Raw genomic sequence first — 15,549 nt, 5'->3', positions numbered from 1 at the left:
AACGTCGCCACGCGAGGCGATCAATCCTCGCCGCGGGCCCGCGCCTCGTAGGCCCGGCGCTTCTCGGTGTCGACGGCGTCGGTGAAGACGTGGTCGCCGCCGAGGAGACGGTTGAGGCCCTCGGATACCGATCGGGGCATGAACTTCGCGGAAACGGCCAGCGCCCCCATCACCTTCGTGATCCGGACCCGCGGCCTGGGCCGGGCGATCAACTCGATGATCGCGTCGGCGATGTCGGACGGTTCAGCGTTTCTGAGGCCCTTCGCCCCCTGGGTTCCGGCGATCAGTTCGGTGTTGACGAACGTCGGATTGACGAGGGAGAACTGCACGCCGGTGCCGCGGTATTCGAGCCTGACCGTGTCGGTGAAGCCGATCACCGCGTGCTTGCTGGCGCAATAGGTCGCCGCCCCGGGGATGTTCGCCTCCCCCGCGAGCGAGGCGACGTTGATGACGTGTCCGGTGCGGCGGGGCACCATGCGCTGGACGGCCAGCTTGGTGCCGAGAATCACGCCGTAGACGTTGATGTCCAGCACACGACGGGTGACGGCGTCGGGCTCGTCGACGATCCGGCCGAGCGGCATGATGCCGGCGTTGTTGATCAGCACGTCAACCGGGCCGAGCTGGCGCTCGACGGTGTCGAGAAATTCGGCGAACGAGTGCGGATCGGTGACATCGAGCCTGCCGTACACGTCCAGGCCCAGGGCGGCGCCCGACTCTTTGACCCTGACCTCGTCGATGTCGCCGATCGCCACCTTGGCGCCCAGGTTGTGCAAAGCGGTCGCGGTGGCCAGCCCGATACCCCGTGCGCCGCCGGTGATCACGATGACCTTGTCGCGAATCTTGAGAGCGTGAGCCGCGTTGTCTGCCATCCGGCTAGCACAGCACTCGATGCCGTGCCGCGCAATGATCCTTCACCAGCCCGCCGAACCGGGGACACCCTTGAACGGCCCGACGACCCAGCTGGTGATCCAGCCCCCGTAAAAGCCACCGGGCTGCGCGGTGACGACCTCGCCGTTGACGGTGCACCGGTCGACGGCGGCGGCCATCACGGCCAGCGCACCGGCGATCGACTCGAAGCCCGGGGTCGGATTCAGATAACTCCACGCCGCCCTGGGGGCGACGACGTCGCCCCCGACCAGGTCGTAGTAGCTCGCCCGGCCTTTCCATTCGCACCACGAGCTACCGGATGCGCAGCGCACCGCGCCGTCGGCGAACGCGTCACGTGGCAGGTAGTACGTCGGCGGGTGACTGGTCTCGAGGACTCGCCAGGCGTGGCCGGTCGAGGCGATGACGTGGCCGCCCAGCTCAACGGTGATCGAGCCGGTGAATGGCTCGACGCGCGGAGGCCGCGGGTAGTCCCACACTGATTCCTGATCGCTCATCTCAAGACGGGTCGTACCTTCCCCTAACGCAAGCAGAGCCAGGCGAGGCTGCCGGCCCCGAACACCGCGCAGTAGATGGCGAACGGGATCAGGGTACGGGTTTCGAAGTACCGGGTGAGGAACCGCACGGCCAGATAGGCGCAGACAAACGAGGCGAGGCTGCCGGCCAGGACCTGGCCGCCTATCCCGGCGCCCATCGGTCCGAACAGATCGGGGATCTTGTAGACGCCGGCGGCCAGGATGATCGGTGTCGCCAGCAAAAAGGAGAAGCGGGCGGCGTCCTCGTGGGACAAGCCACGCCACAGGCCGGCCACGATCGTGATGCCCGATCGGCTGATCCCGGGCAGCAGCGCCAGGATCTGGGCGGCGCCGATCAGCACGCCCCGCCCGATGGGCAGCTGGGCGAGCCGGCTGTCGACGGCGTCGCCGGAGTGGCCGACGGGGGCGTCGACCGGTTCGGGGACCGCGGCCGCGGCGCGGCGGCGCAGCACCTCGCCGGCGTACAGGGCAATCCCGTTGAGCAGCAGGAAAATTGCCGCCGGGATGGGCTTGCCCAGCGTGGTGCGAAACAACTTCTCCAGAAACAGACCCGCCAGTCCCACCGGGATAGTGGCTGCCACGATCAGCCAGGCCAACCGCTCGTCGGCCGTCTGAATTCGGCGGTGCCGCGCCGAGGAAATGAATCCGGACAGCACGCGCAGCCAATCGCGCCAGAAGAACACCAGCAGCGCGGCGGCGGTGGCGACGTGCAGGCCGACGATGAACGCCAGGTACGGCGACTGCGGTGCGGAGACGTCCAAGTCGCGTGCCCATTGGCCGCCGGCCAGGGCCGGCACCAATATCGAGTGGCCGAGGCTGGATACCGGGAACAGCTCGGTCACACCCTGCGCGGCGCCGACCAAAAGCGCTTCGACGTAACTCAAGTGCGCACTCACGGACCGGCTCCTCCATTCCTCGGCGGACGACAAACTACGCAGCGTAGCCGGTCGGCCCGGTCGATCCGAAGCCCATCCGAACCAGGTTGGGCGGCTATGCATTTGGCCACAGGGGGCCGGTACGGTGGGCGGATGGCCGACCAGTTGCTCGCCGCGGTGCGCATCATCGACTTGTCCGGCGGCGTCAGCGACACGGTGACCCGCCTGCTTGCCGACCTGGGAGCCGACGTCGTCAAAGTCGAACCACCGGGTGGCAGCCCCGCTCGTCACGACCGGCCCACGCTGGCCGGTGCCAGCATTCCGTTCGCCGTGCACAACGCCAACAAGCGCAGCGTGGTGCTGGATTCGCGCCACGACGACGACCGCCGCAGTTTCTTCGAGCTCGTCGGGGGAGCCGACATCGTCGTCGACGCGGCGGATCATGCCGCCACGTTCGGCGCCTCGGCGGTCGAACTGGCCGATCGCTACCCGCATCTGGTCGTGCTCTCGATCACCGACTTCGGCGCCACCGGCCCGCGCTCGTCGTGGCGCGCGACCGACCCGGTGCTCTTCGCGATGTCGGGTGCGCTGTCGCGCTCCGGCCCGACCGTCGGCACCCCGGTATTGCCGCCCGACGGCATCGCCTCGGCCACCGCCGCCGTGCAGGCAACCTGGGCGGTGCTCGTCGCGTATTACAACAGAATACGTTGTGGCACAGGCGATTACATTGACTTCTCACGTTTCGACGCGGTTGTGATGGCGCTGGACCCGGCATTCGGCGCGCATGGGCAGGCCACCGCGGGACAACGCACCAGCGCGTGGCGGGGTCGGCCGAAAAACCAGGACCCGTACCCGATCTGCCCGTGCCGGGACGGCTACGTCCGGCTCTGCGTGATGGCGCCCCGGCAGTGGCGTGGCCTGCGCCGGTGGCTGGGGGAGCCGGCGGAATTCCAGGACCCCAGCTACGACACGCTCGGCGCCCGGTTCGCCGCATGGCCGCGGATCAGCGTGCTGGTCGACGCGTTGTTCGCCGACAAGACCATGAAGGAGCTGGTTGCCGAGGGCCAGGCGCACGGCGTACCGATCTCGGCGGTGCTGACGCCGTCGCGGATCCTGGCCTCCGAGCACTTCCAGGCCGTCGGCGCGATCACCAGCGCCGAGCTGGTGCCCGGGGTGCGCACCGACGTGCCGACGGGATATTTCGTGGTCGACGACGAACGCTGCGGCTTCCGGACTCCGGGACCGGCCGCCGGCGCCGACGAACCGCGCTGGCTGGCCGACCCCGTGACGGCGGCCCCGTCGGGCACGGTCGGCGAGTATCCGTTCACCGACCTCAGGATTCTCGACCTGGGCGTGATCGTCGCCGGCGGCGAGCTGAGCCGGCTCTACGGGGACTTGGGCGCCCAGGTCATCAAGGTAGAAAGCGCCAACTATCCCGACGGGCTGCGGCAGTCGCGAGTCGGCGCGGTGATGAGCGAGTCGTTCGCCTGGACTCACCGCAATCACCTGGCGCTGGGCCTGGACCTGCGCAGCGGGCAGGGCAAGGAGATCTTCCGCCGACTGGTCGCCGGGGCCGACGCGGTGTTCGCCAACTTCAAGCCGGGAACCCTTACCTCGCTTGGGTTTTCATTCGACGCCCTGCGCGAGATCAACCCCCGCATCGTGCTCGCGGGCAGTAGCGCGTTCGGAAACCGGGGGCCGTGGAGCAGGCGGATGGGGTACGGACCGCTGGTCCGCGCCACCACCGGGGTGACCAGTCTGTGGACATCCGAGGAAGCGTCCGCCGAAGCGCGTGCCGCCGGTGCCCGGCACGCGTTCTACGACGCGACGACGATCTTTCCCGACCACATCGTGGGGCGGGTCACCGCGATCGCCGCACTGGCCGCACTGATCCGCCGCGATCGGACCGGCGACCCGGCCCATGTCCACATTTCGCAGGCCGAGGTCGTCGTCAACCAGCTGGACACCCTGTATGTCACCCAGGCCGCACTGGGAGCCGGCGCCGCGGTCTGCGACGACACCAGTGTGCACGCGGTATACCCGTGCGCCGGCGATGACGAGTGGTGCGTCATCTCGATCTGCTCGGACAGCGAATGGCGTTGTCTTACAGGGCTTTTCGAGCAGCCAGAGCTGGCTGACGATCCGCGCTTCGCGACCGGCCGGGCGCGCACGGCCCGTCGCGCGGAGTTGGTGGGGCTGGTGGCCGCCTGGACTCACACCCGAACCCCGGCGCAAGTCGCCGAAGTGTTGCAGGAGGCCGGGATCGCGGCCGGCCCGATGAACCGTCCACCGGACGTCCTCGCCGACCCGCAACTGGTCGAGCGCAAGCTGCTGCGCGACATGGTGCATCCGCTCATCGAGCGGCCGCTGCCGGCCGAGACCGGGCCGGCGCCGTTCCGCCATATCCCGGCGGCCCCGCAGCGGCCCGCACCCCTGCCCGGTCAGGACACCCGGGAGCTGTGCCGGACGCTGCTCGGCATGAGCGACGAACAGATCGACCGCCTGATCATCGATCAGGTGCTGTTCGCGGCCGCCGACGGCACGTAGGCACACCGCCGGCGGGGCCCGCGCCGTCGCCACGATAAATTCATCTCATGCCCGTCGACCCCAAAACACCGGTGCTGATCGGCTATGGCCAGGTCAACCACCGTGACGAGATCGACCCGGAAACGCGTTCGGCCGAACCCGTCGACCTGATGGTCGCCGCAGCTCAGCAGGCCGCCGACGCCCCCGTTCTGGAGACCGTGGACTCGATCCGGGTGGTCAACGTGCTCTCGGCGACCTACCGCGACGCCGGCTTGCTGGTCGGCGAGCGGATCGGCGCACCGAAGTTCACGACGCTGTACAGCCCGGTGGGCGGCAACGTCCCGCAGACGCTGCTCAACCAGGCCTGCCTGGACATCCAGCAGGGCCGCGCCGGCGTCGTGCTGCTCACCGGCGCCGAAACCTGGCGCACCCGGCGCGGGCTCAAGGCCAAGGGCGGCCGGCTGCAGTGGACTGCGCAGGACGAATCCGTGCCGATGGCGCAGGTCAGCGGCGAGGACGTGCCAATGGCCGGTGAGGCCGAGATCCGGATCAAGCTGGACCGGCCGGCCTACGTGTACCCGTTGTTCGAACAGTCGCTGCGCATCGCCAACGGCGAGTCGGTCGAGGACCACCGCCACCGCATCGGGGAGTTGTGGGCCCGCTTCAACGCCGTCGCGGTCGGCAATCCGCACGCCTGGATCCGCAAACCCGCGACCGCGGCCGAGATCGCACAGCCCGGCCCGCAGAACCGGATGATCAGCTGGCCCTACACGAAGCTGATGAACTCCAACAACATGGTCGATCAGGGCGCCGCGTTGATCCTGACGTCGGTCGAGCAGGCCAAGCGCCTGCACATCCCGGAAGAGCGCTGGATTTATCCGCACGCCGGCACTGACGCCTACGACACCCCGTCGATCGCGGAGCGCCACGAATTGCACCGGTCGGCGGCCATCCGAATCGCCGGTGCGCGGGCGCTGCAGCTGGCCGGCCTGGGCATCGACGACGTCGACTACGTCGACCTGTACTCCTGCTTTCCGTCCGCCGTTCAGGTGGCGGCCGCCGAGCTCGGATTGAGTACCGACGACCCCGCCCGGCCGCTGACCGTCACCGGTGGCCTGACCTTCGCCGGCGGCCCGTGGAGCAACTACGTGATGCACTCGATTGCCACGGTGGCCGAACTGCTGGTGGCCAATCCTGGACGACGCGGCCTGATCACCGCCAACGGCGGTTACCTGACCAAGCACAGCTTCGGGGTCTACGGCACCGAGCCGCCAGCCGAATTTCGTTGGGAGAACTCGCAATCCGCGGTGGAGCGGGAACCGACCCGAGAGGGGTTGGTGCAATGGGAGGGCGTCGGCACAGTCGAAGCGTGGACAACGCCGTTCGATCGCGACGGGCAACCGGAGAAGGCGTTCGTTGCTGTGCGCACGCCCGAGGGATCCCGGGCGCTGGCGGTCATCGCCGATCCCGACGCGGCGCAGGCAACTGTTCGTGAAGACATCGGCGGCATCAAGGTGGCCGTCGCCGCAGACGGCAGCGCCACGCTGCAGTAGCCCGGCAGGGGATTAAAGCCAGGCCACAGTGCCGTTCACCCGGTAACGGTCGCGCGGCGATAGAGGCGCGCATATTGTCGAACCAGACGTTGGGGGAGGTGAGCCCAGGTGCACATCCTGGTTACCGACGCCACCGGCACAGTCGGGCGGCTGGTTGCACGGCAGCTGATTGCTGCCGGGCATTCGGTTTCCGGCATTGCCGAGTATCCCGACGCCCGTCTGGACCCCGCAGTCGACTTCGTCTGCGCACCGCTGAACGATCCCGTCCTGCAAGAACTGGCGGACGAAGCCGACGCGGTGATCCATCTAGCGCCGGTCGAACCCGACGCGCCCGGCAGCGCGGGCATCAACGGTGTGGCGCATGTGACGCATGCGGCCGCGCGGGCCGGTGCGCGCCTGCTATTCGTATCCCAGGCCGCCGGCGCCGCCGAGGTCTACGAGCCGGCCGAGGACCTGGTGTCCACGAGCCTGGGGCCAAGCCTGATCATCCGGATCGCGCCGCCGGTGGGCCGCCAACTCGACTGGATGGTGTGCCGCACGGTGTCCACCGTGCTGCGTACGAAGGTGTCCGCTCAGCCGATACGGGTGCTGCACCTCGACGACCTGGTGCGGTTTCTGGTCTTGGCGCTGAACACCGACCGCACCGGCTTCGTGGATCTGGCCACCCCGGACACCACCAACGTGGTGACCGCGTGGCGGGTGTTGCGCGCCGTGGACCCCCGGTCGCGAAGTCATCGGATTCGCGACTGGCCGCAGCTGGTTCCTCCGGTGGATATCGTTGCCGCCCAAGAGGATTGGCAGTTCGAGTTCGGCTGGCCGGCATTCGATGCGGTCGTCGACACAGCGCGCGGACTCGTCGGTCGCAAGCTCGGCGCCGCCGGCGCGACCAGCCACGGCGTGCAGATGGCACTTCCGGTCGAGGTCATGCCGCGTCCCACACCATCCGACGAATTGCACAGTGCCGCGCCCGAAGGCGTCGAGGGCGAGTTCGACGACCGCATCGACCCGCGCTTCCCGGTATTCGCCACCGACGGCCTCACCGAGGCGCTGCCCGGGCCGCTGACCCCGATCACCCTGGACGTGCAGATGAGCGGGTTGCGCACAGCCAGCCGGGTGATGGGCCAGGCGCTGACGCTGGGCGGTGTGGTCGACGACGAATGGGGCAGCAGGGCCATCGCGGTGTTCGGTCACCGCCCCTATGTCGGGGTCTCGGCCAACGTCGTCGCCGCCAACCAGCTGCTCGGCTGGGATGACCAAGCCCTCGTCAAGCGCGCGTTGGTCGGTCAGCCGCAGGTTGGCGACGTACTGCCGTTCGGCCAACCGCGGCTGGCAGCCGGAGCGCTCGGGTCGGTCGCCAAGGCGGTCGCAACGACGCGATCGCTGGCCCTGATGCGCCATCTCAAGGCCAACACGCGGGCCTATAGCGCCGCCGTGACCGCCGAACATGCCGATGCCACGCAACTGAGTTTGTTGCCCGACGCGGGCCTGGGCGTGCGAGTTCGGTTGCTGCGAGACCGCATTCACCAAGGCTGGATTCTCACGGCGCTGTGGTTGATCGACTCCGGTGTCACCGCAGCGGCACTCGAACACACCGCGGCGGGTTACCGCGTGCCCGGTGTGAACGCGATCATGGAAAGCGACCTGGTCACCGACGTGATCGCCGAGCTGGCCGCCGCGCTGCGTGCCGACCCGCCGCTGCGGGCGATGGCCGCCGAAGGCAACCTCGCCAGCATCCGTGCGCTGTCGCCCCAGACCGCTGCGCTGGTAGACGCCGCGATCGCGCAGATCGGGCACCGCGGGCCCGGAGCCGGCGAACTGGCCAGCCGGGTCTTCGGCGACGACCCGGCGATGCTGTTGACCGCGGCCGCCGAGGCGGCCGGCGAGCCCACCGAACCAGAACCACCCACGACGCTGATCCAGCGGATCGCCACCAACGCCCGCGCCTCGCGCGAGCTCGCCCACGACACCACCTTACGATTCACACACGAGCTTCGAATGACATTGCGCGAGTTGGGCTCTCGACGAGTCACGACCGACCTGATCGATGTCGTCGATGACGTGTACTACCTGACCTGCGATGAACTGGTCACGATGCCGGCCGATGCCCGGTTGCGGATCAAACGCCGCCGCGCCGAGCGGGAGCGCCTGCAGGCCCAGCGCCCGCCGGATGTCATCGACCGCGAATGGACGCCGGTCGAACCGACGTCAGCCCACGAGATCAGCGCGCCGGATTAACTCACCAGATCCCGCAACGAGAGCGCGTTGCGGACGGCGTGGCCGCCCAGGTCGTTGTTGAAGTACATCCACACGTCCCTGCCCTCGCCGTCCCATGCCACGATCCGGTCTGCCCAGGACCGCAACTCGTCGTCCGGGTAGGAACCGGCGTAGAGCGACTCCGGGTCCGGGCCGTGCATGCGGATGTAGACCAGATCGGCGGTGGCGCGCGGTATGCAGGCCAACCCCGCACCGCTCATCACCACGTACGCGGCGCGGTGGCGCTCCAGCGACTGGTAGACGGCGGGGTCGTCCCAGGACGGGTGACGCAATTCGACGGCCACCCGGATCGATGCCGGCACGCGATCCAGGAACGAATCCAATCGCGCCTGAGTTGCGTTGTCGCGCTGCAATTCTGGATGCACCTGGACCAACAGCACACCGTGATGGTCACCCAGCAGCTGCCAACACCGCTCGAACCGCTCGATCCAGGGCTCGGGCGAGCCCAGCCGGCGGTAGTGGGTCAATCCGCGGTGGGCCTTGACTGACATTGTGAAGCCGGGCGGCAACTGGTCGCGCCAACCCGTGAACGTCGAGTCCTTGGGCCAGCGGTAAAAGCTGGCGTTGAGCTCGACGGTGTCGAAAACCTCTGCGTATCGGGCCAACCGGCGCGCGGATGCCGTTCCGCGCGGGTAGAGCACGTCGATCCAGTGGTCGTACGACCACCCCGAAGTGCCGATCCGGACGGTCAACCGGCCATCCGGCTACGCAGGTCCTTGTCCAGCGACGCCCGGACGAGCGCGGCAGCCAACCGAGCGTTGGTCCGTGGCGCCAGTGCTCCCAGCTCGGCCGGTTCGGCGGGCAGTCCCAGTTTCTTCGCTGTCCCGGTGGCACGGTCGTCGAAGTACGGACGGACCCACGGCCAAACATCCTGCACCTCGCGCAGGTAGATATCCGCGCCGGTATCGCCTATTCCCTTGAATTCCTTCAGCAATCGCTTCGCCTGCGCGGCGTCGTGGTGACTGCGCTGGGCGATTTCGCGCAAGTCGCCGAAGTACTCGTCGCTCACCCGCTGCGCCATCTCGGTGAGGCGGGTCGCCGAACTTTCGTCGTAGCGCACGTAGTGCGCGCGGCCGAAGGCGTCGATCATCTGTTGTCGATCGGCCGCCAGGATCGCCTTGGGCGTGCGCAGGCCCGCCTTGAACAGCTCGCGCGCCGCACGCATCGCGGTGGCGGCATCGATAGGCTTGCTGGCAAGCATGCACAACACCAGCAGCTGAAACAGCGGCATCGGTTTGTCGCTGATCCGGATTCCCGCCTCGTGGGCGTACGTGCTGCCGCCGGCTTTGAGCACGCGCCGCACCAGCTGCTTGGACCCGTCCGACTTGCTCATAGCTCGGCGCGTACCCGCCACGCGCGCCGGCAAACGTTATTTCGGTGGCAGGCTGCGCGCGTACCCGACACCACGGTCGATCCAACTCGCAAGCTGGCGTTTGGTTTTCACGCCCTCGGCGGCGACCCGCAACCAGCCCCGGGTTTCGCGGCCGGCCATCACCATCGGGCTGACGTGCGGGCGGCCCAGCAGCGTGGCGGTGTCCTCGGGCGGCACCCGCACCATCAGTCCGCCCTTCCCGCTGGCCGCGACTGCCATATTTCCGCCGACGAGGAAAGCCAGCCCGCCGAACATCGACTTCTCGTCGACGCCGCGCTGCGGTGCCAGCAATTCGCGGATCCGGTTGGCGAGTTCGAGGTCGTATGCCATGCGTTCGACGCTAATCGTGCGCACCGACACCCCCGGCCCGGTCAGTCCAGGTCGACCCGAATGGTCAGCAGGTCGCTGCCCATGATGCGCACCACCGCGCTGTTGAGCCGCGGCAGATTGCCCAGCCGCCGCGCCGCGTCGTCGTCGGGCAACAGGTGCGCGGTGCCGTTGCGCCATACACCGCCGAGGCGCACCCGCACGGCGGGGTTGGCCTTGATGTTGCGGACGTAGTCCGAGTGCCCGCCGTGCTCGGAGACCATCCAGAACTGGTTGTCCACCACACGTCCGCCGACCGGGGTGTGGCGAGGCTGCCCGCTCTTGCGGCCGGTCGTTTCGAGCATTGTCACCGGCAATTGCCGACCCACCGGATTGACCACCAGTCGCTGAACGCCATGCACTACTTGCCGTTTGAGATCGCCGAGGCCGCTCATACCGTCGATTCTGCAATAGCCACAGGCCGGCCGCCAGGCCCGTGTGACCGCGGCAGGTAATCCACCACCAGTTGAGTGGGCCCGGAAATCCCCGCGATCGGCTTCCAGGGGGCATCGCCGACGCGGCGCGGACACGTCAGCATCTGTGTCAGCGTGGCGAGCGCCTCCGCGAGCTCGACGCGGGCGAGGTGCGCGCCAAGGCAATAGTGATTGCCGCCACCGAACGTCAGCATCGCGGGCGGGCCATCGCGAGTGATGTCCAGGCGATCAGGCGCGTCGAATTTCGCGGGATCCCGGTTGGCTGCGGCGGTGTTGGCGAAAACCGGTGTGCCGGCGGGGATTATGAAACCACCCAGGCGCACGTCCTCGGTGGGAACACGCAGCGTCTTCAGAATGATCGGCGAGTGGCGCATCACCTCCTCGACGGCCCGCGGCGCGAGCTCGGGATGTGCGGCGAGGACGTCCCACTGGTCAGGCTGACCGCAGAATGCCTGTACGGCGGCTGCCAACTGATTGCGGGTGGTGTCGGTCCCGCCGTTGAGCAGGATCAGGGTCAAGTTGACCAGTTCCTCGTGGGTGAGGCGGTCGCCTTGATCCTCGGCGCGGATCAGGTCCGATATCAGGTCGTCGGACAGGTCGCGACGGCGCAGGGTGATCAAGTCGTCGAGGTATGCGTCGAACTCGTCCCAGGCCACCAGAATCTCGGTCGTGTGCGGCGCAACGTCCACGCCGAACGCATAGCCGATGTGATCGGCCCAGCCAGAGAACAACTGCCAATCGGAACGCGGTGCGCCGAGCATCGCGCAGATGATAGGCACCGGGTAAGGACGAGCGATGGCGGTGACGATGTCACAGCGACCGGCGTCGCGATGTGTGGCAATCAGTTCGGCGATGACCTCGACGCAGGCCTGTCGCATTCGATCGGCAGCGCGTGGGGTGAAGGCCCGTGAAACGAGCCGGCGCAGGCGATGGTGTTCGCGACCGTCCAGGCTGATGATCAACCGGCACACCCGATCCCACACCGGTCCACTGGTGATTCCCTGGACGGCCAGGGCAAGTCCTCGCGGCATGGCGAAGCGAGAATCGCGTAGCACCGTGCGTACTAGGTCATAAGCAAGGACTTCCGGGCCGAAGGGGCCCAGCGCGAATGGGCTCTGCTCGCGGGCCCGCCGGAGTACATCGTGGACCTCATCGATCGTGCAGGCATCGTCGTAAGCGATCTCCGGAAGTTCGACCCGGTCCAGGGTCGGCAAAGCGTGCTTGGTCATAGGGACGCTCCTTGCAGTCGGTTCGGAGTCGACTATCCGGACTCGGCCGCGGCTGGGCATCGGCCGAATTGCGTATCCGCACCCCGTGTGTCTGAAGGAGCTGCGTTAGCAATTTGGCTGATGAATTGCCATCGCAGCCTGGTGGATCGTGGCTAGCATGAACGAAATTGACGAAAGCGACCTGACTGTGGCCGAGATGTTGCCTACGGGAACAGTGACGCTGTTGTTGGCAGACGTCGAAGGCTCTACGAGGCTGTGGCAAACCGTTCCCGACGAAATGGCGGACGCGGTCGCCCGACTGGATCAGGTGCTGGGTCGCATCGTTGCCGAGTATCGGGGGGTGCGGCCCGTCGAACAAGGCGAGGGCGACAGCTTTGTTCTGGCTTTCCCCCACGCGACGGACGCCGTCGCGTGTGCGCTGGCGTTGCAGCGGGAGCCGCTGACGCCGATAAGGGTGCGCATCGGGCTGCACACCGGCGACGTGCAACTGCGCGACGAGGGCAACTACATCGGACCCACCATCAACAAGGCCGCACGGTTGCGTGATCTCGCGCATGGCGGACAGATCGTGCTGTCGGGCGCGGCCACCGAGCTGGCGGCCGATTGCCTTCCGCCGAATGCGTGGTTGATTGAACTGGGCACGCACCGGCTACGCGACCTGCCACGCGCGGAACGGGTAGTGCAGCTGTGCCATCCAGATATCAGTGTCGAGTTCCCGCCGCTGCGGGTGGCCGAGGACGCCGTCACCGGTCGGCTGCCCGTTCATTTGACCAATTTCATCGGGCGTCGCGATGAAATCGTTGAGCTGCGAAGCCTTCTGGCGGACAACCGCTTGCTCACGCTGACCGGCACGGGCGGAGTCGGAAAGACCCGGCTAGCACTACAGCTCGCAACCACGACGGCTACCGAGTTCGCCGGCGGCGCTTGGTGTGTCGACCTGGCGCCAATCCCACACCCCGGCGTGATCGGGGTGACCATGGCGCTTGCGTTGGGCCTGCCCGATCAGCCGGGACGTTCCACGCTCGACACCGTGGCGCGGTTTATCGGCGATCGGGCCACCTTGTTGTTGGTCGATAATTGTGAGCACCTACTGGACGGGACCGCCGCCGTTATCGCCGAGCTGCTGGCACACTGCCCAAATCTCAAGGTATTGGCGACAAGTCGCGAGCCGATCGGGGTCGCCGGCGAAGTGAGCTGGCGGGTGCCGTCGCTGTCCCTGCACGACGACGCCGTCGCCCTGTTCACCGATCGCGCACGACGCGCACGACCTGAATTCCGCATCACCGACGACAGCATCAGCGTGGTGCGCGACCTATGCCGGCGCCTCGACGGTCTTCCCCTGGCTATCGAGCTGGCCGCGGCGCGGGTGCGCGCGCTGTCGCTGCCGGAAATCGTCGAGGGCCTCAACGATCGTTTCCGGTTGCTGACCGGCGGGTCGCGGCTGGCGGTGCGCCGCCAGCAGACGTTGCACGCCTCGGTTGATTGGTCGCACGCCCTGTTGACCGAAGGAGAACGAGCGCTATTTCACCGCACTTCAGTGTTCGCGGGTGGATTCGATTTAGAGGCAGCGTGTTTCGTCTGCGGAGGCGAAAAGGCGGAGCGCTTTCATATCCTCGACGAATTGACCCTGCTGGTCGACAAATCGCTGGTGTTAGCGGAGGAGGGACCGCGGGGAACACGCTACCGATTGCTGGAAACCATCCGCCAATATGCGCAGGAGAAGCTTGGCGCATCCGGAGAAGGCGACGCCGCACGTGGTCGTCACCGCGATTACTACCTGACGATGGCCACCGCGCTCGATGCGCCGCAGCGCACGGACTATGACCAGCGCCTCGATCAGGCCGAGCTGGAGATGGACAACCTGCGCGCCGCGCTGGGCTGGTGCCTGGAAACCCGCGACGTCGAGCGGGCGTTGACGATGGCGTCCGCGCTGGTCCCGCTCTGGAGATCACGGCTGCGTATCCGCGAGGGCCAGGCGTGGTTCGACACCGTGTTCGCCGAGATTCGTCCTGGCGAGGAAACGGCGATCGACCGTGCGATATGGGGGCGTGCTTTGACGGACACCGCGGGGCTGGGTACCTGGCTCGGGGCCGTCGGTAGTCTGCAACGCGCCGAGGATGCGCTGGCGATCGCCCGTAAACTCGGTGACCCAGCTTTGCTGGCACGGGCGCTGACGTCCTACGGGCTGATTGCCGGCTACAGCTCGGCGACCGGGCCGGAGGCAAGGGCCTGCTTCGACGAGGCCGGACGCATTGCCGGCGAGCTCGGCGACTTGTGGCGGCTGAGCCAGATCCACGCGTGGCAGGCTTACGCCGCGATCAGTGCCGGCGATGCGCGCGCGGTGCGAGCCGCCGCTGAGCAGGGGCGTGACATCGCCGACGCCATCGGCAACGCGTTCGACTCGCGAGAATGCCGGTTGGGCCTGGGCTGGGCACGGCTGATGGCTGCCGACGTGCCCGGTGCTGTCGCGCTGTTCCGGGAAGTACTCGCAGAATCGGAAGCTGCCCGGGCGCTGTTTCTCGTGCCAGCCTGTTTGCACGGTCTCGGCTCAGCACTCGCCTATGCCGGCGAAATCAGCGAGGCGCGAGCCGCCTCGCATGCCGCGATCGCCGCCGAGACTGACATCGGCGGCTCCATGCAGGGCATAGGCCACTCTGCGCTGACGACGGCCGAATTGGCGGCAGGCGAGGCAAGGGCGGGTCTTGTTGCGAGCGAGACAGCTCGACGACAGATGAGTCCGCAGGAAATCCTGGCGGCCGGGCAGCGCGTCCGATGGGCCGAGGCCGCCCTGGCCACCGGCGATTTCGCAGCCGCGCGCACCGCAATCGAGGAATCCATGCCGTTGACTCAGGGCTGGCACCTGGCCTACGCGCTGCTTACGTTGGCCCGAGTAGCCCTGCAGGAAGACCGCTCCGTCGAGGCGGATCGTCTGGCACGGCAAGCGCTTTCGTGTGTCGAGGACAGCGGGACATATCTGCAGGCGCCAGACACGCTCGAGGTTCTGGCGACTGCCATCAGCCATCAAGGCAATCATGGTGAAGCCACGCGATTGCTGTCGGCGGCCACCGCGATCCGAAAAACCGCCGGCATGGTGCGATTCGCAATCTACGACGACGGCCACCGTGAACTGCTCAGCACGCTGCGAGGCGAGCAGGGATCCGACGAGTTCGAGTCTTTCTGGGCCGCCGGCGAGATACTGAACATCGACGAGGCAATAGCGTTTGCGACCCGCAGCAGAAGTCAACGGCAGCGACCCGATGCCGGCTGGCCGTCGCTGACCCCTGCGGAACTCGACGTTGTGCGGTTGGTGTGCGAGGGCCTGGGCAACAAGGACATCGCCGCGCGACTGTTCGTGTCTCCGCGCACGGTTCAGGCCCACCTGTCGCACATCTATACGAAGCTGGACCTCACCTCCCGTGTCCAGCTGGTGCGGGAGGCGGCCAACCGCGGCTGACTTGCGCGGTCCCGGGCCGGGACGCGAACAATTTTGCTGCGCCAT

At 67.6% G+C, this 15,549-nt stretch carries 12 protein-coding genes; 4 read left to right on the top strand and 8 right to left on the bottom strand.

Going from position 1 to position 15,549, the window contains the following annotated elements:
* Nucleotides 1-20: 20 nt before the first annotated feature.
* The 3 genes from ACAG21_RS17735 to ACAG21_RS17725 are packed head-to-tail and all read right to left on the bottom strand — an operon-like array spanning nt 21 to nt 2,317.
* The gene (locus ACAG21_RS17735; protein ID WP_370497563.1) at nt 21-869 is read right to left on the bottom strand and encodes an SDR family oxidoreductase; all 849 of its coding nucleotides are present in this window, start codon (nt 867-869) and stop codon (nt 21-23) included.
* A 42-nt stretch (nt 870-911) separates the two neighbouring features.
* A complete protein-coding gene (locus tag ACAG21_RS17730) occupies nt 912-1,382 on the bottom strand; it encodes a DUF427 domain-containing protein (protein WP_370497562.1) in 471 nt (156 codons plus the stop codon).
* 23 nt (nt 1,383-1,405) lie between these two features.
* A complete protein-coding gene (locus ACAG21_RS17725; RefSeq protein WP_370497561.1) occupies nt 1,406-2,317 on the bottom strand; it encodes an undecaprenyl-diphosphate phosphatase in 912 nt (303 codons plus the stop codon).
* Nucleotides 2,318-2,449: 132 nt separating this feature from the next.
* On the opposite strand from ACAG21_RS17725, the gene ACAG21_RS17720 reads away from it, so the two are divergent.
* The 3 genes from ACAG21_RS17720 (at nt 2,450) to ACAG21_RS17710 (ending at nt 8,610) form a co-directional block, all read left to right on the top strand.
* A complete protein-coding gene (locus tag ACAG21_RS17720; protein WP_370497560.1) occupies nt 2,450-4,843 on the top strand; it encodes a CaiB/BaiF CoA transferase family protein in 2,394 nt (797 codons plus the stop codon).
* A gap of 47 nt (nt 4,844-4,890) precedes the next feature.
* The gene (locus tag ACAG21_RS17715; protein ID WP_370497559.1) at nt 4,891-6,375 is read left to right on the top strand and encodes an acetyl-CoA acetyltransferase; all 1,485 of its coding nucleotides are present in this window, start codon (nt 4,891-4,893) and stop codon (nt 6,373-6,375) included.
* Nucleotides 6,376-6,483: 108 nt separating this feature from the next.
* Nucleotides 6,484-8,610, top strand: coding sequence for an NAD-dependent epimerase/dehydratase family protein (locus ACAG21_RS17710; protein ID WP_370497558.1), 2,127 nt, complete (start codon nt 6,484-6,486; stop codon nt 8,608-8,610).
* On the opposite strand, the gene ACAG21_RS17705 is transcribed toward ACAG21_RS17710, so the two are convergent.
* From ACAG21_RS17705 to ACAG21_RS17685, 5 genes are read right to left on the bottom strand one after another with little or no spacing between them, the layout of a single operon-like run.
* A complete protein-coding gene (locus tag ACAG21_RS17705; RefSeq protein ID WP_370497557.1) occupies nt 8,607-9,341 on the bottom strand; it encodes a DUF72 domain-containing protein in 735 nt (244 codons plus the stop codon). The genes ACAG21_RS17710 and ACAG21_RS17705 overlap by 4 nt on opposite strands.
* The gene (locus tag ACAG21_RS17700; RefSeq protein ID WP_370497556.1) at nt 9,338-9,982 is read right to left on the bottom strand and encodes an endonuclease; all 645 of its coding nucleotides are present in this window, start codon (nt 9,980-9,982) and stop codon (nt 9,338-9,340) included. The genes ACAG21_RS17705 and ACAG21_RS17700 overlap by 4 nt, the downstream gene beginning before the upstream one ends.
* A gap of 36 nt (nt 9,983-10,018) precedes the next feature.
* The gene (locus tag ACAG21_RS17695; protein WP_370497555.1) at nt 10,019-10,351 is read right to left on the bottom strand and encodes a TfoX/Sxy family protein; all 333 of its coding nucleotides are present in this window, start codon (nt 10,349-10,351) and stop codon (nt 10,019-10,021) included.
* 41 nt (nt 10,352-10,392) lie between these two features.
* On the bottom strand, nt 10,393-10,782 hold the full coding sequence (locus ACAG21_RS17690) for a nitroreductase family deazaflavin-dependent oxidoreductase (RefSeq protein WP_370497554.1): 390 nt from the start codon (nt 10,780-10,782) through the stop codon (nt 10,393-10,395).
* Nucleotides 10,779-12,050 (bottom strand): cytochrome P450, encoded by a 1,272-nt coding sequence (locus tag ACAG21_RS17685; RefSeq protein ID WP_370497553.1) that lies wholly within the window; start codon nt 12,048-12,050, stop codon nt 10,779-10,781. Before ACAG21_RS17685 ends, ACAG21_RS17690 begins: the two co-directional genes overlap by 4 nt.
* Before the next feature lie 187 nt (nt 12,051-12,237).
* Between ACAG21_RS17685 and ACAG21_RS17680 the strand changes: the two genes are divergently transcribed.
* Entirely contained in the window at nt 12,238-15,504 is a 3,267-nt protein-coding gene (locus ACAG21_RS17680; protein WP_370497625.1) for a LuxR C-terminal-related transcriptional regulator, read from the top strand.
* The last annotated feature ends 45 nt before the right edge of the window (nt 15,505-15,549 follow it).

The sequence above is a fragment of the Mycobacterium sp. pR1184 genome (assembly GCF_041287235.1).
Classification (GTDB): domain Bacteria; phylum Actinomycetota; class Actinomycetes; order Mycobacteriales; family Mycobacteriaceae; genus Mycobacterium.
The sequence above is the reverse complement of the archived record's forward strand: the minus strand, read 5'-3'. Positions and strand labels throughout refer to the sequence as shown.